At 71.1% G+C, this 20,224-nt stretch carries 22 protein-coding genes; all 22 read right to left on the bottom strand.

What is annotated here, in order from left to right; genetic code table 11:
- Positions 1-56 precede the first annotated feature (56 nt).
- Positions 57-1,166: an ABC transporter substrate-binding protein gene (locus tag ABD901_RS50540; protein ID WP_345140740.1), complete on the bottom strand. Its 1,110-nt coding sequence runs from the start codon at positions 1,164-1,166 to the stop codon at positions 57-59.
- 128 nt (positions 1,167-1,294) lie between these two features.
- Positions 1,295-2,017 carry a response regulator transcription factor gene (locus tag ABD901_RS50535; protein ID WP_345140737.1) on the bottom strand — a complete coding sequence of 241 codons (723 nt, stop codon included), beginning with the start codon at positions 2,015-2,017 and terminating at the stop codon, positions 1,295-1,297.
- On the bottom strand, positions 2,014-2,784 hold the full coding sequence (locus ABD901_RS50530) for a sensor histidine kinase (RefSeq protein WP_345140735.1): 771 nt from the start codon (positions 2,782-2,784) through the stop codon (positions 2,014-2,016). The genes ABD901_RS50535 and ABD901_RS50530 overlap by 4 nt, the downstream gene beginning before the upstream one ends.
- 695 nt (positions 2,785-3,479) lie before the next feature.
- The gene (locus ABD901_RS50525) at positions 3,480-3,695 is read right to left on the bottom strand and encodes a hypothetical protein (protein ID WP_345140733.1); all 216 of its coding nucleotides are present in this window, start codon (positions 3,693-3,695) and stop codon (positions 3,480-3,482) included.
- Between the two features lie 106 nt (positions 3,696-3,801).
- On the bottom strand, positions 3,802-4,002 hold the full coding sequence (locus ABD901_RS50520) for a hypothetical protein (RefSeq protein ID WP_345140729.1): 201 nt from the start codon (positions 4,000-4,002) through the stop codon (positions 3,802-3,804).
- Between the two features lie 335 nt (positions 4,003-4,337).
- On the bottom strand, positions 4,338-5,417 hold the full coding sequence (locus ABD901_RS50515) for a C40 family peptidase (RefSeq protein ID WP_345140726.1): 1,080 nt from the start codon (positions 5,415-5,417) through the stop codon (positions 4,338-4,340).
- A gap of 596 nt (positions 5,418-6,013) precedes the next feature.
- Positions 6,014-6,892 carry a hypothetical protein gene (locus tag ABD901_RS50510; RefSeq protein WP_345140722.1) on the bottom strand — a complete coding sequence of 293 codons (879 nt, stop codon included), beginning with the start codon at positions 6,890-6,892 and terminating at the stop codon, positions 6,014-6,016.
- A gap of 186 nt (positions 6,893-7,078) precedes the next feature.
- On the bottom strand, positions 7,079-7,819 hold the full coding sequence (locus tag ABD901_RS50505) for a hypothetical protein (RefSeq protein WP_345140720.1): 741 nt from the start codon (positions 7,817-7,819) through the stop codon (positions 7,079-7,081).
- Between the two features lie 2 nt (positions 7,820-7,821).
- On the bottom strand, positions 7,822-8,874 hold the full coding sequence (locus ABD901_RS50500) for a DUF4192 domain-containing protein (RefSeq protein WP_345140717.1): 1,053 nt from the start codon (positions 8,872-8,874) through the stop codon (positions 7,822-7,824).
- A gap of 243 nt (positions 8,875-9,117) precedes the next feature.
- Complete coding sequence (locus tag ABD901_RS50495) at positions 9,118-9,690, bottom strand: hypothetical protein (RefSeq protein WP_345140714.1); 573 nt, start codon at positions 9,688-9,690, stop codon at positions 9,118-9,120.
- 325 nt (positions 9,691-10,015) lie between these two features.
- Positions 10,016-11,233 (bottom strand): DUF932 domain-containing protein, encoded by a 1,218-nt coding sequence (locus tag ABD901_RS50490; protein ID WP_345140712.1) that lies wholly within the window; start codon positions 11,231-11,233, stop codon positions 10,016-10,018.
- Between the two features lie 402 nt (positions 11,234-11,635).
- Positions 11,636-11,773, bottom strand: a complete 138-nt coding sequence (locus ABD901_RS50485) for a hypothetical protein (protein ID WP_345140709.1) — start codon at positions 11,771-11,773, stop codon at positions 11,636-11,638.
- A gap of 282 nt (positions 11,774-12,055) precedes the next feature.
- A complete protein-coding gene (locus tag ABD901_RS50480) occupies positions 12,056-13,381 on the bottom strand; it encodes a hypothetical protein (RefSeq protein WP_345140706.1) in 1,326 nt (441 codons plus the stop codon).
- A complete protein-coding gene (locus tag ABD901_RS50475) occupies positions 13,375-13,689 on the bottom strand; it encodes a hypothetical protein (RefSeq protein ID WP_345140702.1) in 315 nt (104 codons plus the stop codon). The genes ABD901_RS50480 and ABD901_RS50475 overlap by 7 nt, the downstream gene beginning before the upstream one ends.
- Positions 13,690-13,844: 155 nt before the next feature.
- A complete protein-coding gene (locus ABD901_RS50470; protein WP_345140699.1) occupies positions 13,845-14,528 on the bottom strand; it encodes a hypothetical protein in 684 nt (227 codons plus the stop codon).
- The gene (locus ABD901_RS50465; protein WP_345140696.1) at positions 14,525-15,184 is read right to left on the bottom strand and encodes a hypothetical protein; all 660 of its coding nucleotides are present in this window, start codon (positions 15,182-15,184) and stop codon (positions 14,525-14,527) included. The genes ABD901_RS50470 and ABD901_RS50465 overlap by 4 nt, the downstream gene beginning before the upstream one ends.
- A 106-nt stretch (positions 15,185-15,290) precedes the next feature.
- Positions 15,291-15,689, bottom strand: coding sequence for a hypothetical protein (locus ABD901_RS50460; protein ID WP_345140693.1), 399 nt, complete (start codon positions 15,687-15,689; stop codon positions 15,291-15,293).
- A 171-nt stretch (positions 15,690-15,860) separates the two neighbouring features.
- Positions 15,861-16,481: a hypothetical protein gene (locus ABD901_RS50455; protein WP_345140690.1), complete on the bottom strand. Its 621-nt coding sequence runs from the start codon at positions 16,479-16,481 to the stop codon at positions 15,861-15,863.
- On the bottom strand, positions 16,478-17,656 hold the full coding sequence (locus tag ABD901_RS50450) for a GGDEF domain-containing protein (RefSeq protein ID WP_345140788.1): 1,179 nt from the start codon (positions 17,654-17,656) through the stop codon (positions 16,478-16,480). The genes ABD901_RS50455 and ABD901_RS50450 overlap by 4 nt, the downstream gene beginning before the upstream one ends.
- A 306-nt stretch (positions 17,657-17,962) precedes the next feature.
- Entirely contained in the window at positions 17,963-18,346 is a 384-nt protein-coding gene (locus ABD901_RS50445) for a hypothetical protein (protein WP_345140687.1), read from the bottom strand.
- A 196-nt stretch (positions 18,347-18,542) separates the two neighbouring features.
- A complete protein-coding gene (locus tag ABD901_RS50440; RefSeq protein ID WP_345140684.1) occupies positions 18,543-19,763 on the bottom strand; it encodes an FAD-dependent monooxygenase in 1,221 nt (406 codons plus the stop codon).
- A 187-nt stretch (positions 19,764-19,950) separates the two neighbouring features.
- Positions 19,951-20,136: a hypothetical protein gene (locus ABD901_RS50435; RefSeq protein WP_345140677.1), complete on the bottom strand. Its 186-nt coding sequence runs from the start codon at positions 20,134-20,136 to the stop codon at positions 19,951-19,953.
- Positions 20,137-20,224 lie beyond the last annotated feature (88 nt).

Here is a 20,224-nt window from a genome sequence, read left to right as displayed (position 1 = left end):
GTTGGTGCTCCAAGAGGACGAGCGGGTGGCCGGCCGTGCCGGCCACCCGCCGTTGGTCAGGACTTGGGCGCCTGCGCGACTTCCGCGTCGAAGCGCTTGGTGAGATCCGGCTTGGCTTTTCCAGACGCGACCACGTCGTACGTCACGAGCGTCAGTTGCTTGAAGTCGACAGTCTTGTCAGACACCTTCGCATTCGGGTTGGTCGGTGCCTGGTACGCCTTGACCGTGGGCCCGATCTCCTGCGCTGGCGCGGTCAGGGTCCAGTCGATGAACTTCTTCGCGCTGACCGGGTTGTGCGCACCCTTGACCAGCCCGACGCCACCGGTCTCGTAGCCGGTCCCCTCGGACGGGAACGAGATCGTCAAGTCCTTGAACCCCTGTTCCTGCAGCGCCTTGCAGTCGTGCGAGAAAATCACGCCGACGGCGATCTCGCCGCGCGCTGCCTGCTGTCCGGGCGCCGCTCCGGACTTGCTGTACTGCAGGACGTTGGGGTGCAACTGCCGCATGAAGTCCAGTGCGGCACTCTGGTCGCCGTTATGCAGGGTCACCTGGGTCCACAATGCGGTGTACGCCGTCCCCGACGTCGACGGGTGTGCGATGCCGATCTGCTTTTTCAGTGCCGGGTTCAACAAGTCCTGCCAGGATTTCGGCACAGCAACGTTCTTCTCCGCGAGAATTTTCGTGTTGCTGCAGAAGCCCAGCGCACCGACGTAGATTCCGGTCCAGGCGCCGTTCGGGTCCTTGTAGCGATCTGGGATCGCAGCAGCGTTGGGGGAAATGTAGTTCTCCAGCAAGTTCTGGTCTGCGGCAGCCTGGAAGCCATCGGCCGGCCCGGCAACCATCACATCGAACTCCGGGTTGGCCCGGCCAGCCTGCAGCCGAGACACCAACTCGCCACTGGACAGCCGGACGAACCCGGCCTTGATGCCAGTCGCCTTGGTGAACTCGGTGGTCATTTTCGCGCACCAATCCTCGGTGGCGCCGCAGGCTACGGTTACTGAGCCGGAGTCTGTGGCCGCAGAGGCGGGACTGGTGCGGGCGCATCCAGCGGCGGCCAGAAGCACTGCGGTCAGCACTGTGACCGTCGGGATCAGGCGGTACCTGGCGCGCCAGGGGACACCCCGCACGTCGAGATCTCCATCGCTGAGGTTGTGCAGCGGTCGCATGAACAGGACCTCCTTGGGGTGTGCCGGCACCGGGCCGGCCACAGGTGCCGGTGAAGCCGTCGGCGAAAATCTATGCACCGCCGCACCCGCCGGGAGTAACAGCCACGTGAGTGTTGGTGACAGTGGCGTTACCTGGGAAGTCCACGTGGCGCGTCCTGGTCATCGCCGTCGGCCGGCGGAAGGTCGGGCATGAGATACCCGACGCCACGAATTGTTCGCACGTAACTGGTGCCCTCACCGGCCGCGGCCAACCGAGACCGCAAACGGTACACAGTTGATTTCACGACGTCACGCCCGCCGATGATCTCGTCGCTTCCCCAGACCCCGCGCAGCAGGGCCTGCCACGACTGAGGTTTACCCGCCCGCTCGGCCAGGTGAGCCAACAACTTGAACTCGGTGTATGGAAGCTGGACGGGGCGGCCGCCCAATAGCGCAGTCTGGGTCTTCGGGTCGATGATCAGCTTCCCCACTCGCAATACGGCGCTTCGATCGGTCCGACGGCGCACGAGTGCCATGGCGCGCAGCGCCACCTCGCGTGGATGGAACGGCTTGGTGACGTAGTCGTCGGCGCCCCTCTCGAGGCCCGCGATGACCTCGTCCTGCTGGGCAAGCGCGGTAAGCAACATGATCGGCACATCAGACCGGGCACGTATCCGCTCGCACAATGTCAACCCGTCAAGGGTCGGCATGAGCACGTCCAGCACGACCAGGTCTACCTTGTGCGAACGCAGCAGATGCAGCGCAGTGGCGCCATCGTGGGCGACGAGCACCGAAAAGCCCTGCGTATCCAAGGCGTATCCGACGATCATGGTCATCTGTGGCTCGTCGTCGACGACCAACGCGACGTTCACGCCGGACCCGCCCAAGGCAGAGTGAACACGAACGTGGTGCCTCGCCTCGACGCCGTATCCACGAAAATCGACCCACCGTGCAGCTCGACGATGGTCTTGGTGATAACCAGCCCCAGCCCGGTACCGTCGGCCAGCGGGCGATCCGTGGCGAACCGTTGAAACAGTCGCCGGCGCTGATCACGGGTCATCCCGGCGCCATCATCGCTGATATAGACGGCAATGCCGGTATCGATCATCATGACTCGCACGTCGATCCGGCCGCCTACCGTTGTATAGCGACTTGCGTTCGTGACCAGGTTCGAAACCGCCTGGGCGACTAGCAACGGATCGGCCCGAATCCGTCTGGTTACCTGTGGCGTATCGAGGGTGACCCACTGTTCTTTCTTGGCGCACACCGGCCGCATCGCGGTCACCACATCACGTGTCACTGTCGACACATCCACCCGCTCCGGTCGCGGTGTGAACAAGCCGGCCTCGATCTTCGCCTGCAGTAGGAGGCTTTCGCACAACCCGTTCAGGGTCGCGCACTGATCGTTGATGATCTGTAGGAAGCGCTCTTGAGCGACGGTCAGGTCGCCTGGTGTCCGCTCGAGCAGCAGCTCCGCCGCCCCATTGATCATGCTCAGCGGGGTTCGCAACTCGTGACTTAGCGCAGCGACCTGATCCGCCCGCCGGTCCGCCAGCCGCGTCAGGCGAGCCACCTCCGCAGCCTGCATGGCCGCCACCCGGCGGACGCCGGCCAGCGCGGCCAGCGCTCCGATGGCCAACCCGGCCACACACAGCGCGGCCGGCCCCCACCCAACGAGGACGAACAGAACGACACACACTGCTGTAGCGAGAGTGAACCGCACGACCAGATACGGCAGCCGAAATCACCTCACTGACGGATTGGGCGCCACCGCTCGAGGCCGCTACCACGAGCGCAAATGCAGCGCAGAGTCACAGACGTTGAATGGTCAAGGTTACGGCGGTTCGGGGCCCATCTGATGGATCATGATCTTGCCCGATTGCGTTGGGCGGGGAGCCAGATCACGATCGACGCGACGTTGACCGTTGCCTCGTAACGGGATTTGAGTCGTACCGCGTCGCGACAGCCCGGAACTGCTTGAGCCGGTTGGAGGCGCGCTCGACCTGATTCGGTCCTTGTACCTCGCGTTGTGGAATTTCGGGGGCTGGCCGCCCCGCATCCCTCGCAGTCGCGGCTGGCCCGCACATCAGCGCCGGCAAGCTGCCCGAGTGCCCGAATCCGCTGGCGGTGCGATGTCGGTCATCGCCGACGAGCCCCGATGACCGACACCTCAACGAGCCAACGCTACTGCGTACGCGTCCAGTACGGTGCGGTTGTGGTGCCCTTGGTCTGGACCTTGATCCCCTCACCGTGCGGCTGGACAGACCCGGGGTAGAACCAGTTGTCGTTGGTGTGGTACTTGCCGCCGATCTCGATGTTGAAGACCGTGGGGAACTAGTCAAACGTCATGCACTGACCCTCCGGCACGGATATCGGCTGGGAGATTACGCCCCCGCCGGACGGCGGGGGCGTGCCGTCGTACCACAGCTTTGACCTGTAGTTGCCCTGCGAACAAAGCTGGATGCGCCACGGCGCGATCGCCGCGCTCGCCGCACCGGCCGTGACGCCCACGACGCCGGCACTGGCGACGACGCTGACGGCGACTGCCATGGCAGCACGCCTCACAATGGTCCTCATGTCCCTCCTCGAATCGAAGCGAGGTACGGGTGCGGGACCGGCCCCGCGTGGACATACAACGGCCAAGATTCGGGTCGGTTCAATCGATGAACAAGCTGGCGTCCGGCAACGTTCCGAGGTCGAGCACTCGCTGAACGTAGGCTCCTACGTGGATCCGGTCGCGGGCAACGTGACGTTCCAGCAGTACCGTACGCCAACCACCGTCCACGATGGACATCTGAACGTCCATCCGCGCAAGACTGCCCCAGCGGCCATTCCACCTGCACTCGACCAGGTCCACCGCCACATTCGATCGTGAAGCCCTCCGGGTTTCAGAATGATCATTTTTGAGGCGCTTCTGACGCTTCCGTGGGCGGTTCGGTGCAGAAGCTGGCAGCCGCGCTCGGCCGCCTTGTCAACCGTCGAAACTGGACGGGTTCAAGCCGGGCATCGACGGCATCCGCGTGCGGACCCGCACGCGCCCCGCAAGCAGCGGCACACCGTGAAACGGATCTACGACCGGCTCATCGCCGAGCACGACATGCTCGCCGTGTCCTACGCGGTGGTCCGCGCCTACGTCGCGGACCGCAAGCCGAAGATCACCCACCTACTCCCTAGAGCCCGGCCCATCGAAGCTCAGACGATGCGGCGAATGATCGAGATCCGGCTGGTCCAGGCGGAAGATCTGGAGATCTTGACAACGTCTCCGGTGTGTGGTGCCTGCACCAGCAAGCCATCGCCGAGGTACAGCCCGACGTGGCCGGGACGGTCCGGGGTGCCGTTGCTGCCAGGGATGAACAGCAGATCCCCGGGCTGGATCTGGCTGACGTCCGGGACCGCGATGCCGGCCGAGATCTGTTCGGAGGTGCTGCGGGCAATGCTGATGCCCGCTGCCCGGTACGCCTGCTGCACCAGGGACGAGCAGTCGCATTGCTGTGCCGGGTTTCCGGAGTGCGCGGCGGTGCAGTCGCCGCCGAAGTGGTATGGGGTTCCCAGCTGACCGAGGGCCCAGAAGATCGCCGTGACCACGGTGGCGGGGGTCGTGGGCGGTAGGGCGTAGGCGGCCGGCAGCGACGTCGCGTCGCCGTTGGGCTGGCCGTCGCCGCCGTCTGCGTCGCAGGCGAACCCGGCGGTGTCGACCGGGCCGGCGCCGCTGTCCCAGAACGCGCTGGCGCCGATCGTGTTGACCAGCATGCTCGCGTCTGGCTCCCATGTGGCGTATGCGTCTGGCGTCGCGCTGTGCTGGACTGCCTGCGCCGCGTCGGTCAGCGCCATGCTCTGCCAGTTCGGGATGGTCAGCAGCTTGGAGAAGAACTGCTGGCTGGCGTACACCGGGTCGTGGAGTTGTGCGGGTGTGCCCCAGCCTTGGCTGGGCCGCTGCTGGAACAGTCCGATCGAGTCCTGGTCGCCGCCGGCGGGGTTGCTGAGGCTGGACTCCTGGATCGCGGTGGCCACGGCGATGACCGAGCCGCGGACCGGGACGCCCATCTGGGCGCCGACCGACACGATGGTGGCGGCCATGGCTACCTGATCGGGGCGGTACGTGCCCGTCTGCGGCCAGCCGCCTGTGGGCATGCTCAGGGTCGGGCCGCTGGCGGGCATGGGCAGGCTGCATCCGGTGGCGCCGCCGCCGAACAGGGCGGCGCCACCGAGCGCGCAGACCACAATGACGCCGAGGAGGCCCGCGACGAGCGCGGCAATTGCCTTGGAGGTCACGGTGCCACCTCCCCCACGGGCCGCGGGCGGTGCAGTAGTGCGGGTTGGTGCGGTTGGTGTGTGGGCATGGAAGCCTCCAGAAACGCAAAAAGGGCCTGCTGTGCGCGGCCCGGGCATGGGGGTGAAAGCCAGAAACGGAACAAGGGCGCGATATGCGCGCCGTGTTGCCGGGGTGGACGGGACAGCGACGCGGACCACGGGTCCGGCTTAACACGAGTGCTCTGTGCGGATGCGTTTTGTGATGCCAGCAGCCGGCGCAACGGTGCGCCGGGCCACGATTTGGTGGCCCGGCGCGGTGCAGTGGTCAGGCCGCGGGTATCGGGGTGTGGGACAGGTGGCCGTTGCTGCGGGCCAGTTGGGCTGGCGAGGCTCTCATCGACGAGCCGCCGACAGACCTTGATGATCGCGGCGCGGGACGTGCGCCGGTCCAGGGCGTTGGCGAGCTCCGCCGGGCTGAAGTCCAGCGTCGGATGCACGCACAGGTGCGCCAGCACCATGGCGTTCCAACTGTCCGGCGGGCAGCGCGGGACGGCGGGGCGCGGGCCGGCCCAGGTTGGTGTCCGGTCTGCTGGCGGTCCGGCGGCTGGATCTGGCTGTCACTGCGGCTCCTGCCGGTCCGGATCGGGCTGCGACCGCGTGGTGAGGTCTTCCCACGCCTGGCCGGTCCACAGTTGCCACCACGCCCCGTCAGGAACGGCCAGGCGCTGCAGCTGTGCGGTGAGGGCGGCCCGTTGGGCGGGTGTGGTGACCTTCGCCGCGGTGCGGCGTGCAGCGGTGTAGGACACCCTGTCCAGGCCGCCATTGACGCCAAGCGGCGCGCGCAGCCGGACCGGGCTGTCGGCGGTCCGGGCGGCGGCCGCCACGTGGGCGGCGTGCTCGTACTCGGTGATGAGTTCCTCGAGCAGTGCCTCCTCGGTCAGCGGCTGGCCGTCGGCGTTGCGGCTGGCGGCAACGAACTCGGCCAGCTCTCGGCGATCGACGGCGGATCGGGCCGCCGGCCAGAAGATGGTGGCGCCACCGCTGCCTTCGTTGTGGATGGTGCCGACCCGGGTGGGTCCCCATCGCAGGGTGGCGGTGTACGCGACGCCGGCCGGGGTCGGCAGTTCCTGGTAGCCGGTGACCTGCAGCGTGGCGTCCGGGACCCGGATACCGGTATGCGGCAGGGTCACCAACGTCGCGGCGGACGCTGCGGCGGGTTCCGCAGCGCCATCCGGGGCGGCCAGCGGGCGCGGCACCGTGACATGACGCCCGGACCCAGCATCGACAGTGCGTCGCACCGCGGCGTGGAAGAGCGGCAGGTACGCGCCGAGGTCAGGCAGCGCCGCGGCGATGACGAGGGCCGCAGCCGGATCGGCGGAGTCACCGATGACCAGCGCGGATCGACCGGCCGGGTCTGCACCGAGGGCAGCCCACCAGGCCGTGTCGTCGGGTCCGACGAGGGTGACGGTTGGTGTGGCCGGTAGGACGTACAGCATGATGTCCTTTCCTTGTCGCTTAGGGAATCGTGCGTGGCGTCTTGCGGCGGCCCGCGTAGTCCCGCGCGCCGACGGCCCTTGGCGCTATGCCGGACCGCGTAATGCGTGGCGACCTGCCGGTGCGCCGGGACGGTGTCCGGGCTGCTGTTCGCCGTCGCAGCTGCGGATGCCGTCCGAGGACGTTGATCAGGATGGTTCGCCAGCGTGCGGCTCGCGACGATCGAGCCTGAATGCGGCCCGCTGGCGCGGGGTGAGACTGGACCAGGTGTGGGGTTGGCTGCCGTCGCGCAGCGTGCCGTCGAACCCGGCCGCTTCTGCTTCGTCGAAGCTGAGCAGGCGGTCGCGTTCGTGCAGTAGCGTGTCCGTGCGGTCCACCACGGCGGTCACGAACTCGTCCTCGTCAGGGTCCGCGTCGAGGTTCCCGCTCATGCGCAGCTCGTCGAAGTACCGGTGTTCGTCGATGTGATGGCTGAGGTCGTGCCAGCAGCGCACCGGCGCGTCGTACAGTGCTCCGCCGGCGTGTTCGTCGCGCTGGATCAACGCGAGGACCCCGTGGGCGTAGGCGTGGATCGCCGCCGCGTGTGCGGCGACGAACCGGGCCTGGGCGTGCGCGATGTGCATGAACCGGTGGTGGCGCCGCTCGACGTCGTCCAGCCGGTCGGCCAGCGCCTCACGGTCGGTCCAGCGGTGGGCGACGACGTGGTAGCCGCCGCCGGTGACCTCGCGGGTGTAGCGGCCGGCCGGCACCAGCACACCGCTGATGGTGGTGTCGGCGGGCACATCGTAGGCGATCAGGGCGAGTTCCCAGTCGACGCTGTCGCCAGCGGCCCGCCACGGCTGCAGCTCGTGCAGCGCCTCCACCACGAGGTCGTCGGTCACCGGGAAGCACGGCGAGGTGCTGCGACGCGGTTCGGGTTGCTGGGTCATCGTTACTCCCCGGGCGCCGGGGACAGCAGTGCGGTGACGGTGTCCGGGTCGATGCCGGCGGCGATCGCCAGGTCGAGCAGCTGCGCGAAGCGGTCCTGGGGGTCGGCGGCCAGCGCCCGGTCGACGGCCATGCCTGCGAGGGGGCCGTGGCCGGCTTGGAGCGCGCTGAGGGCGAGCAGGGTGGCCGCGGGTGCGGTGAAGGCCGGTTCGGCTCGGCGGACCAGGTCGCTCCACATCTGGATCTGCCATGCCTCGCCGTTGGTGGCGCGGGCGGCGACGTCCCACAGCGATGGCAGTTCCAGCAGGACGGTCAGCATCGCGGCGTGTTCGTCGTCGACGGGCCGCCCGGCCCGGTATTGTTCCTGGACCTGGGTGAGGTAGGTGCGGGCGGCCGCCTGGAGCGCATGGCCGAGCCGGGTGTCCAGCGCCGCGTCGGGGTTGGCGTCGGCCGTGTCGGTGTCGGTGTGGGCGGCGTTGAGGGCCTCGGCAAGGGACGCGCAGGCGGCGGCGGTGGCTGCGATCATGCGCTGTCGGGCCGGGCCGGTGACCGGGGTCAGGGTGGCGGCAAGCGCATCGCGGTCGGGTAGGGCGACGAGGCCGGCGTAGACGGCTGCGGCGGCGGCCGGGCTGCTGGCCGCGTCGAACGGGGTGCCGTCCGGTGGGCAGGTCATCGGGTCGGTGCACAGCAGGTGCCAGAACCGGCCGTCGGCGATCCGCAGCGCCGTTCGGATGCCGATGCCGGCGGCGTGCAGCGCCTCGCGGGCGACGGTCAGCATCGGCTCGACCTGTGCGGTAGGACCGTAGCCGGCGAGGACGACGCTGATGCCACTGCCCAGGGCGGTGACGGCCCGGTGTAGGGCGGCGTCGACTGCGGCGCGCGGCGCGCCGGCGGGGGGCAGGTCGAGCCGGGCGGCGGTGCGGATCTGGTTGGTGGTGTCGTCGACGGCGAGGAGGACGAGGCTGTCCGCTGGGTGGAAGCCCAGCAGGAACGGGATCAGGGCTACCAGGTCCGCGGTGCTGTCTATGCGGAGGGTGGGGCGTTGGGTGTCAGACATGCGGTGTTTCCTCCAAGGATTGGCATGGCTATCCCGGGAGCCGGCGCGCATGCGCCTCCGCCGGTCGCGGAGGCTGGCGGAGCCGGCTCCCGGCGAGGCGGTGTGGTACTCGTCATCGGGTTGTTGGGTGCAGCGCGGTACGGCGTGACCGCGTCGCGGGTATCCCCGGCGACGCCGGGACCGGGCGCTGACGCAGCGCCGTCGTGGCGGTCGCGGCGAACCAGCTCGAGGCTGCCGTGCGGGTTACCAGGTCGGCGGAAGCCGCCAGGTGATCGGCCGGATGCGGCGGGGGCGGATGCCGTCGTAGGAGGCGATCAGCAGCCGGTTGTCGTCGGTGGCGGTGGTGTAGCGGTCGAGCCACACGGCGAACCAGGGTTCGGCCGGGGCGCCGAGCCGCGCGGGCTGGTCGACGGCGCTGCTGATGCCGTGGCCGAGGGTGATCGGGGTGCTGCGGTGGCGGGTCATGCGGCCGGCGACCATGGGGCAGGCGGCGGCGGTGTAGGCGGCGCAGACCGGGTCGAGCGCCGGTTCGGGGGTGCGGTGGCGGGGCAGGTCGCTGCGCCGTAGGAGCAGGATGCTGCGCCAGTCGAGCTCTCGGCCGCAGACTTGGCAGCGGTGTTCGGTGATGGCCTGGTGCTGGCGTTGCGGGTCGAGGCCGCCGAACAGGTAGCGGCCGTCGAGGCCGCGGGCGGTGATCCAGGGCACGGCCAGGCCGGCCACGACCGGCCGGTGGGCCAGCCACATTGGGATCGGCGGCAGCGGAGAGTCCGCGGCGTTCGGTGCTTGGTCTGCAGTGGTGACGCGGTTCGCGGGCACAGCGTGATGCCTTTCGGTATCCAGGGCGCACCATGCCGTGGCGGTCGGTTGTCGACGGCGACGGCATTGATGTGCGGGACGGTCGGACGACGGTTGAGCCGGCTGCCAGCGCGGCCGGGCGGCTGGGATGCCTACGTCGTGGCTGGGTGGAAGACTTCGGTGCGGTGGCCGCTCGAGCACCGAGCAGGAAGACCCACGCCCAGCTGCCCGGCTGGCGCATCGCGCGCCACGCCTGTTCGGCGGCCTGCCGCCGGTGCCGCCCCGACACGCGACGACGCCCCGGCCGAGCGGCTCGGGGCGGGCCGTGTCGGGGCGGCGGGCCGGGTTAGCGGCGGGTCATGGTCAGCAGCTGCCGGTGGGCCCGGGACTTGATGTCGTCGTTGCTGCCTTCCAGGACCGCGGTCGCTCTGGCGGCGAGGTCCCGGCCGCGGAGCGACCCGGTGGGCCGGATGGGCTGTTTCCAGTCGGTGTATTCGGTGATGGCCCGCTCCGCCGCGTATGCGGTGCAGCCCAGCCGGTCGCTGTTGGCCGTCCACAAAGCGGCGAGGGTGTCGCGGCGGTTGGTGTGGTGGGTGACGGTCCGCTTCGGTGCGCCTTCCTCGGGCGCCGGCCACAGCTGCTGCAGCACCTGGTGGAATTCGGCGATGGTCAGCTCGGTGCGGGCCAGGGTTTCTTCCTCCGCGGCGAACGCGTCGAAGTACTTGACCGACAGGCCCAGGGTGCGGCGGGCCTCGGCGACGCGGTCGCGGGCGTTGCGGGTGTGCCGCACCCCCCACCGGGTGAACGCGTCGCGGACCGCGAACCGTTCGGTGTTGCCGCACTCGATCCGCCACGGCGTGACCACCACCTGGGCCAGGCTGGACCCGTCGTGGGAGTTGATCGCGGCGATGTAGGGCACGATCTGGTCGCTGATGCCGGCCGCATCGATGGTGACGGTCTCGGGCAGCCGCAGGCACACGAACACCCGCCGCCCGTCGCGCAGCGCGCCGGCCGACTCCCAGATCACTTCGTGGTCGGCCACGAGGTCCTGCAGGAACTCGAAGATGTCGCGGTTCTGGAACACCTCGTAGCGGGCGCCGACGACACCGAGGCCAGCCTCAGTGTCCTGCCGGACGGTGACGAACTGGTCCGGGAGGACCCTGACCGGCCCGGCCAGGATGTTCTGGTAGAGCACCGGCCGGCGGATGACTTCGAAGCCGATGCCGCCGGCGTCCAGGACGGTGTCGATGTCGCTGGTGCCCTCGGGGATCACGGTGCCCAGCTCGTGCCAGCCGGGGACTCGGGAGTACAGGGCCACCGTGCCGGTGGTGGTGTCCAGGCCGTGTTCCGGCAGGACCTCACCGTCGGTCAAGGTCCAGACTTCGCCGTTGTCCCAGCTGTTCGGGTCGTTGACCTGGTAGCGGCCGTTGCCGACCGGTACCAGGGTGCCGGCGGCGATGCGGGCCTCGATGTCGGCGCGCCGGTCAGCGGCAGCGTCGAGCTGGCCGCGCCGTTCGGCGGTGAAGGCCGCGTTGCGGTCGGCGGCGGGGAGCGTGTTGGTCATCGGGTCTTGGCTCCTTCCAAGGGTTGGTGACCCGTGCAGGGAGCCCGGGCGGTGTCACGCCCGGGGCTTCCCGGTGTGATGGCCGCACGGCCCGCGACCCACCCGGGTGCGGGCGCTGGTGCGCGGTCGGGTGGTTATCGCGATGCCGGCCCCGGCGGCGCAGCAGCGCGCGCAGGGGCCTGGCGGTGGTGCCGCATACAGTGGCGCGTTTCGCCTCTGGCGCAGGCGGCTCACGCCGGTCGGGCTGGTTCGGCGACGATGCCGATCGGTGGTGGTGCCGTACCCGCCGGTGCCCCGGGTCGGCGTACCAGTGCAGCGGTGCTCCGGGCGTCCGGCAGGCGATCCGCGCCACGGTGCGGGTTGGGCCACATGCCGGCTGCCGATGGGACCGCAAGCCTTGGTTCAGGCCACAGCGGTGACCAGTCCGATCCGGGCGGTGGCGGTGCCGAACGGTGTGTCCAGGTCCAGCTGCGCCGCGGTGAGCTGGTCAGCCAGGGCGCGCAGGACCGCGAAGCGGGCGAACGGGTCGGTCAGGTCCACGTCGGCGTCGACAGTGACCGTCGTGGTGAGCGTGTACGTGCACCGATCGGTGGTGTTCGCCGTGGATCGGTGTGGTTGGCGGCATGCGATGGTCCTCCTGTCCGTGCAGGCGATGGCGGACGGGCCGCGCCGGCGGCGGTTGCTCTCGGTCGGTGTCGTCCCGCGTCGAGCAGCGACTGCTGCCCCGGGTCGGCATCCGCCAACCGAAGCCGTCCACTGTGGAACCGTTATAGGGACGTGGCAGTTGGTATGTGGTCGGCTCCTGGCCGGGCCGTGCCGTGGTTAGTCCGGCGGTGGTGGTGCGGCGGCCAGCATCCGCACGACGGTGCTCGCCTTGATCGGCTTGTCGTCCGGGCCGCGCAGTTGTGGCAGCACCAGCAACGGCCGGCGCAGGGCCCGGCCGGGACCATACGGCTGCCGGCGCCAGTGGGCCTTCACCCACCACCGGTAGTCGCGCTGCCTCGCCGGCCCGTCGCCTTCCGACAGGTTGGGTGGGCCAGCTTCGCCGGTTGACCGGGCGGTGTTGGCGCCGCGGATGCGGACCAGGCGCACCTCAGGGGCAGGCCGGCCGCTGCGCTGGTACGCCTTGCGGATGGCCTTGTCCACCGGCACGGGGATGGTTTCGGTGAGGCGTTGGGCGATCAGCAGCCAGGTCGCCACCAGGACCGCGACGGGGCTGCCGGCGTCGAGGGGTTCGCCGGGCGGCAGCAGTGCGTGGGTGCGGGGGCCGAGCCAGCCGAGCTGTTCGCGGAAGCGCTGCAGGTCGCCGGCGGGTAGGCCGGCGCCGACGCTGCGGTAGCCGACCACGCGCATCCCGTGCGGGCCGCTGGTCCACGATGCGGCGACCAGGTCGGCGCGGGGGCCGACTGGTTGGGCCCAGGCGAGCAGGCCGTGCGGGGCGGGCAGGTCCGCCGCCGTGAGGTGCGTGGCCGGCAGCGACCCGGCGGCGTACTCGGCGAGTTCGGTGAACTGCGGGTCGATCCAGAACAGCCGCGCGGCCGTGACGCTGTCCGCGACCGCGCCGCGCACGGCCGGAACGTCGAGACCCAGCGGCAGACCGAGCGGGCCTGCGAGCAGGCTCGCCAGCCGGTCCCGGACCTTGGGCAATATGGGAGCCGGCAGCGGCACGGCCGGCCAGCGACCGAGATTGGCCACCGTCACACCGGGCAGCAGGCTTTGCAGCACCGCCTGCTGCATGACCTGCACCGCGCTGGCGGCGATGGGGTCCAGCGGTGGCCCGGCCCGCCGCAGCCGCTGGTGCAGGCCGGGCAGATCCCGGGCCTGCAGCAGAGCGGCGCAGGGGAAGCACGCCGACCAGTCGGTGCCGTAGTGCTCGATCAGCTGGCCATGCGGGGTGTCGGTGACCGCGCTGATCGGCGTGGTGTGGAAGGTGTAGGCGACGCGTTCGTCGCTGCAGAAGTCACACACGTGCCGGGCGTCGACCTCATCGACGGGCGCCGGGTCGGGCCGGTGGCCGGCTGGTTCCGCCACGACGCCGGCCGGGTGCAGGTAGCGCACCTGCCCGGTGTCCAGGTCGACGTACCGGTTCAGCGGTACCCCGCAGATCCGGCAGGCCAACCGCGCGGCGGTGTCGGGGTTCGTCACCATCCCGGCCGCCGAGCGGGGTGCGGCGCCTGCTCGCGGTCAGCGGCCGGGGCAGGGCCGAGGATGGCGGTGGCCGTGATGCCGTCCGGGTCGTGTTCGTCCGCGGTGCCGGGCCGACTGGATGCGGTGATGATCAGCGGGCGGCCGTTGCCGGGATCGGTCGGCGCGTCCAGGTACACCAGGTCGGTGCGGCCGCCGCGGGTGGCGCGGATTCCGACGCGGCCGGCCGGGTCGTGCAGCGGGGCGAAGGTGGCGTCCCGCGCGGTGGTGATGTGCCGGCCGGGATGCGGCCAGTCGCTGTGCAGGCTCATGTGCAGTCCTCGCAATCACGGGTGATCGCGGGAACCCGGCGCCTGCACGTGGCCCCGGGCCGAGGCCGGGGCCGCCGCGCAGGCGTCGAGGTCCCGACTTAGGGTCATGGGGAAAACGGCCGCGGGCGGCTGGCCCGTGGCGTGGCAGGCCGGTGCTACGGCCCGGCCGGCGTCCGGGTGGCGGTTTCTGGGGCCGAGGTCGTCCGCGGTCGCCAGGTCCAGCGTTCGCCGGTGCCGCCGGGGCCGGCCCGGAACCCGTACAGCAACACCGCACCCGCGTCGTCGATGACACGGACCTGCCAGAACACGCTCATGCCGCGCAGCTCGGTGCGGACGTAGCGTTTGATCTCGGCGAGGTCGGTGAACCGGGTGCCGATCCCGGCAGGCACCGCGGCCGGGTCCAGGTCGATGGGGTGCGCGTTGGGGTTGCCGACCAGGTAGCCGTGGTTGCCGCGGATCGAGACGCACAGCAGCCGCAGCCCGTGACCCGCCACGACAGGTTGGCTGCCGGTCGGGGCGGTGAGCTCGTCGAAGCAACCGGGCATCCGCTCGAGCAGGCCGGCGCGCAGCTGCGGCCCGCTCCCCCACGCCTCGGCCCGGTCGCTGGCCGCCTGCGCGATCGCGTCCCATTGAGTTGCCGGGATCTGCCAGTCGTCGGGGCCGATCCGCCCACCGTGCTGCAGGTCGGCGAGGCGGCGGCCGTCGGTGTGCAGCAGCGCGTCGTAGACGTGCGCCAGGACCGTCGGCAGCAGCGCGGCCGGCTCGTCGACCGCCCGGATCGCGGCCAGGATGGTCCGCATCTGCTCGCCGGTCAGGGCCCGGCGGGTCGCGGCGCTCACGACCGCACCCGCGCGGGGAAGGTGGGCACGTCGGTCAGTTCCAGCCGGCACCGCTGCTCGCAGGTCGGGCAGGAGATGGTGTACCGGCTCTGGCACGGGCATGGATCGTCGCGGTCGCCGTTGTCGTAGGCGAGGCAGCCGCGGCATTCGGCGTACGGTGCGCCGGGCCGGCGGCTGAACAGGTCCCTGAACCGGATGTGGGTGCCGTCCTGGTCGAGCAGGGCGGTGTGGTTCAGCCAGGTCCACCGGTGCCCGCCCGGGCAGGCGATGTCCACCGGCTCGACCTGCAGCCAGGAGGCGTCGTCGGTGGTCACGTCCAGGAACACCGCGGGTGCGTCGTCGCCGATCTGGACGAGCGCGTACGCGGCCCGGTCCGCGTCGACGGCCAGGACGATGCGCACCGGCTCGGTCAGTGCGGTGTGGTCGTGGTAGTAGCTGGTTTCCGCACTGGTGGTCCAGCCCCGGGCGGCACACCACAGCTGCATCCGGTCGCTGGTGTCCAGCTGCCGGTGGTAGTCGGCGAAGACGGGGTGCCGGGTGAACTCGGCCACGGCGTCGGTCAGCTCCGGCAGCGGGTCGCCGGTGCGCTGGCGAACCCACGCCCTGGTGTCGATGAGGTGGTAGCCGTGTTCGATGCGCACTGCATCGTGGTGCATGCGTGGCTCCTTGATGAAAGTGCGCCCGCCGATGGCGGGCAGTGGATAGGAAGCTGCCGTCGGACGGACGGTCACCGTGATGGCAGCTGGCGGCGGACGGTCGGCTTCAGCCGGGCGTGCGCCGGCGCGGCCGGTGCTGCCGCGGGCGGGAGGTGTCCGGATCGGGCGGGCAGAAGCTCAAGCCGCCCGCCGTGGTGGTGTCGTCGATGGACACCCACGCGCCGTCGATCTGTGCGAGTGGAGTGCCGCACCGGGCGCATGCGTGCCCGGCGGTGGCCGCGTACGCGTCACGTTCAGCGCGCCACCGGCCGGCGTCGGCGGCCAGGTCGAGGCGGGCGTGCGGCGCGCCCACCGCGTGCAGCGTGATGGTCCCGTCCGGGTCGTAGGTGGCGCGGGTCAGGTACGCCGGTCCGCTGTGGGTGGCGTAGGCGACATACGGCGACCCGCCGATGACAATGAACGTCCCGCGGTCGTCCTGGGCCGGGAGTGGTGGGGTGGAAGCCATGGGCGGTGTCCGCCTTTCCGCACCCCTGCCGGCGCGCCGCCGAGCGGCGCCGCGGGGTATCCCCCGCGGTGTCGTGACGCACGGGGTTGCGCGCTCGGCGGCCACCGGCAGGGAATGCACACAAACGTCGGCCGGCGGGGTGCCGGCCGCGCGGGGTTGGGTGTGGTGAGGTCAGTCGGTGTCGGGGCGGAGCTCGCTGCGGTCGGTGACATGCGCCCAGATGCTCGGGTCGCCGTCGGTGTGGATTTCCACCCCGGCCGGGCCCCAGTCGCCGACGACCCGGTAGGGCCAATCGACGGCGGCGTACCACAGCCGATCGCCGGGCCGGTACTGCACACCCGGCAGCGGGGCCAGCTGGTCGCCGCCGTCGTCGTGCCAGCGGCGGATGTCGTCGTCGATGGCGACGGTTGTGCCGTGGTCGGTGATGCACCAGGCGTTGGGGAACACTCCACCGTCGGCCATCGCGCGGGCCAGTTCGATGTCGGCCACTTCCCGGCTGGGGTAGTCGCCGACGTGGGTGTCGTCCAGGTTGACGTGGTAGCGGCCTCGGTCGACGGTGATGTAGCCGTCGAACTCGTCCGGGGTGTCCTGCCAGCCGTCGAGGATGTCCTCGTCGACGTCGTCGGCCAGGTGGTGCAGGCTCGCTGCGAGGAGCGACACGTCGTCGTACAGGTCGCCGATGGTGATGTGCACATCGACGCCGACGGCGCGGACCTGCAGTTGCACGTCGCCGTCTGGGTGGCGGTGCACCGCGAATTCGGGTTGCGCGTCGTGCAGGTCCAGCCGGGTCACGCCTCGCCCTGCCGGGTCTGCTGTTGCGTCTGCGCACCGGCGTGGTCGCCGGCGCGTGTCGCGTCCGCGGCGGTGTACGGCGCGGTGTCGGTGTGGCCGGCCTCGTCGAGGGCGTCGACCGTGGCGATGATCGGCTGCAGCCGCTGCAGCAGCTCGGTGTAGCGGGCCTGTTGCTGGGCGGCCAGCCGGGCGATGCCCGCGTAGCCGGCAGGGGTGGGCTTCATCCGCCCGGGTTCGCTGCTCGGCGCCGATGCGGTCCGGCTGGCGCCGGCGGCGGCTTCGGCGCCGGCCCGGCGCCAGCCCTCGGCTGCGGTGGCCAGGGCCTGCGCCACGGTATGTAGCTCGTCGGGGGCCAGCAGCAGCGGGATCAGCTCGTCGCCGGGTGTCGGCAGCCACGCCATCCCGGCCTCGACGATCGGGTTGATGTCGCGGCGGCGGACCGGCGGCCGGGTCCCGTCCCGGGACGGTTCCGTGTCGCGGTCCGGGTCGAAGATGCGGATCTGGTTGCCGCCGTCGCGTTTCGCGGTGTACATGGCCGAATCAGCGCGAGCCCGGGCCCGCTGGGCGTCGACCGTGCCGTCTGCCGCGGTCTCGGTGGCGGCGATGCCGACGCTGGCACGGGGCTGGATGCGGTAGCCGCCGATGACCGCCCGCCCGGCGAGGGCCACCCCGATCCGGTCGGCGAGGTCCTGCGGTTCGGTGTTCCAGGCCAGGAGGGTGAACTCGTCGCCGCCCTGGCGGACCAGGACCCCGTGCGGCGGCACGGCCTGGGCCAGCCGCCGGGCGATGATGGTCAGGTACTGGTCCCCGGCGGCGTGGCCGAGGTTGCCGTTGATGCTGTGCAGGCCGTTGACGTCGATGAGCGCGACCGTGATCGGCGCGCCGCCGCGGCTGGCCGCGGCGAGCATCTCGTCGGCGAGGGCGCGGTTGGGCAGCCCGGTCAGAGGATCTTTACGCGCCTCGGCGACCTCGTGGACGAGCCGCTGCTGGTACCGCCGCGCGGCGGTGGCGTGACCGGCCAGGTAGGCGCAGCCGAGGGCGATGACGCCGACCGCGGTCAGGAAGGTGTGGCCGGTGAACGCGGCGAGGACTGTGGCGTTGGCAAGGACGAACGCGGCCAGCATCAGGCCGTGCCGAGCGGCCGTCGGATGCCGCTGTGTGCGGTCGTGGAACATGGTGGGCACGAGAATCTCCTCTACCTTGGTGTGGGCAGGGCCCGCATCGTGCGGGCAGGGGTGCGCTGCATGCCGCGCCTGTCTGCTGCGGCGCACGCCGCAGGGCAGGCAGAGCCTCGGCGTGCAGCGCGACAGGAATCGGGAGCTCAGGCCGCCGCAGGAGTGCTGGACGTGCGCTGCCGGCGGATCCTGATTTCAGGGAGGACTGCGGCGCGCCCCGCGGGGTGCGTGCCGGGGTTCTGCTCGGCTGTGTGCCGGAATAGGTGGCGACGGTTCGCCGGTCCACGCGGCGGTCGTGTCCGGGATCTAGTCGTCGAGGTTGAGGATGTACAGCTCCTCGCCGTCGGCGTCGATGTGCTCCAAGGCGTCGCCGCACCAGTGCGCTGCGGCGGCGAGGTGGTCGGTGACCAGTGACTCGTCGGGCCACTCGCCGTCGAGGTCGACGTGCCATTGCAGCCGGCCGGTCCTGCCGTACCCGGCGACGAGGCTGGCCGATGGGCCGAGCACGTCGCTGGTGCGCCGGAACAGCAGCTGCGCCACGGTGGGCAGCACGGCGCGGGCGGCGATGCCGGCCTCGGCGGCGAGGAGCTCGGCATAGCGTGCCGCGGCCCGCTGCGCCTGCTGGCGGGCTGCGGCAAGCGTCTGCTCGCGGACAGGCTGCGAGAGGCGGATGTAGCCGGCGTTGGTCACGGTTCCTCCAGGGTTCGATGCGATGCGATCGATGCCGTCCGGGCCGGCGCACAGACCGTGGTTCGGCTCGCGGCGGTTGGTGTGCAGCGGTTGGCTGCGATGGGAACCGGTCCGGGTTGGCCTGCGGCGCCTGCCGGGGCGGGCGCGGGTGTCACCGTCGGGCGTGGCCATCGGGCTGACCGGTTCCGGGCGTGGCTCAGGCCGCACCGAGGCCGAACTGCCGGCCGAGCGCGGGGCCGAGCTGGACGGCGGCGACCGCGGCGGGCAGGTGGCGGCGCTGCCATCCGTCGAGGGCGGCGGTCAGGTCGGCGTGGTACTTGCGGTGCTGGGTGAGCGCGGCGGTGAGGCCCCAGGCTTGTTCGATGCCGTTGTTGGCGCCGCGGGCGGTGTGCGGCCGGACCGGGGCGAGGGCGTCGCCGAGCAGGACGGCGTGTCCGCCGCCGATGGGCCACACCATGCGGGTCGGGGGTTCGATGTCCATGACCGGGGCGGCCATCCGTGTGGTGGTGGCGTGGACCAGGGCGGCCTGTTCGTCGGGCAGGTATCGGCGGGCGCTGGCGTCGACCTCGGTGCGGGCCGCTGCGGTGACGTGCTGCGGCAGGGCGAAGACCCGTCGGGTCGGTGGGGCGCCGAAGAAGTCGGTGTATTGGGCGGGTGTGGCGCTGAGGTAGAACGTCCAGTCCGCGCCGCCGGGGATGGGCGCGACGTTGAACTGCATCCCGCGGTGCGGGGAGGGTTCGAAGCGCAGGAAGTCGCGCAGGTCCGGCTGGGTGGTGTTCGTCTGGCCGCGGTGGGCGACGTAGCCGGCGTAGTGCAGCCGCCGCTGCGGGTCCAGCAGCCGGCGCCCGATCGAGGAGCGGCCGTCGGCGAAGACGACCAGGTCGGCCGGGGCGGCGTCGCCGCCGGCGAAGTGCAGCAGCGGCCGGTCGTGCTCGGCGGACAGGCCGGTGACCCGGACGCCGGTCTGCAGCACCTCGGTGGGCAGGCGGCGGGACAGGGCCGTGTGCAGCAGCGTCCAGGTGGTGTTGCGGCCGGCGTAGAGGTGGCGCCGGACCTGTCCGGGCCGGCGCTGGCAGACGGTGATGTGCATGACGGCCTCGGAGTCGTAGCGGACGAACTCGTCCTGGGGCACGCCGAGGTGGTCGAGGATGTCCAGGGACGAGTGCTCCAGGCCGATCAGTCCGCCGCCTTGCGGGGCGCCGGCCGGGACGGCCTCGTAGACGGTGACGTCGTCGAATCCGGCGTCCAGGAGCAACAGCGCTGCGGTGGGGCCGCTCAGCGACCCTCCAACGACCGCGACCCGCAGGCGCGTGCCGGGTCGCCTCGCCGACCTGATCGGCGTACCGGCCGACCGGCTGATCCGCGGCGTGCTCGAGATGTCAGGGTCGGGCGTGGTACTGGATTGCGGCTCGCTCATGACAGGGCTCCGTTCGCGTGGATGCGCGAAGACCCGGGCACAGCCGTTGACGGCCGTGCCCGGGTTCGCGGTGGGTGCGAGAGGTGGCCGGGCAACGGCCGGGCAGCGCCAATCGGCGCTGTCGTGCTGCTTCCGATGTGCGATGGTCGCGGTGGTGAGCCGTGACGGGTGGTGCCGCGCCGTGCGGCTACCGGTGTGCGGCGGTGACCATGCGGGCGGCGGGCGGGCGGACACGTCGAGCAGGAACGTCCACACCTGCGCGCCCCGGCGGGATCTCGAGGTACAGGTCGTCGCGGTGCAGTCCGCGGGCGGTCAGCTGGTCGGTGGGGTTGACGGACTGCCAGCGCGCTCGCACGAGGTCGCCGACGCGCACGAACGCCGCAGTGGCCGCGGCGGCGTGCTCGGCGAGTTGGCCGACGGCGTCGAGGTCGAACGTCAGCCGGGCGGGTCGTGGTGGTGCG

The sequence above is a fragment of the Dactylosporangium darangshiense genome, from assembly GCF_039537565.1.
Classification (GTDB): Bacteria; Actinomycetota; Actinomycetes; order Mycobacteriales; family Micromonosporaceae; genus Dactylosporangium; species Dactylosporangium darangshiense.
The sequence above is the reverse complement of the archived record's forward strand: the minus strand, read 5'-3'. Positions and strand labels throughout refer to the sequence as shown.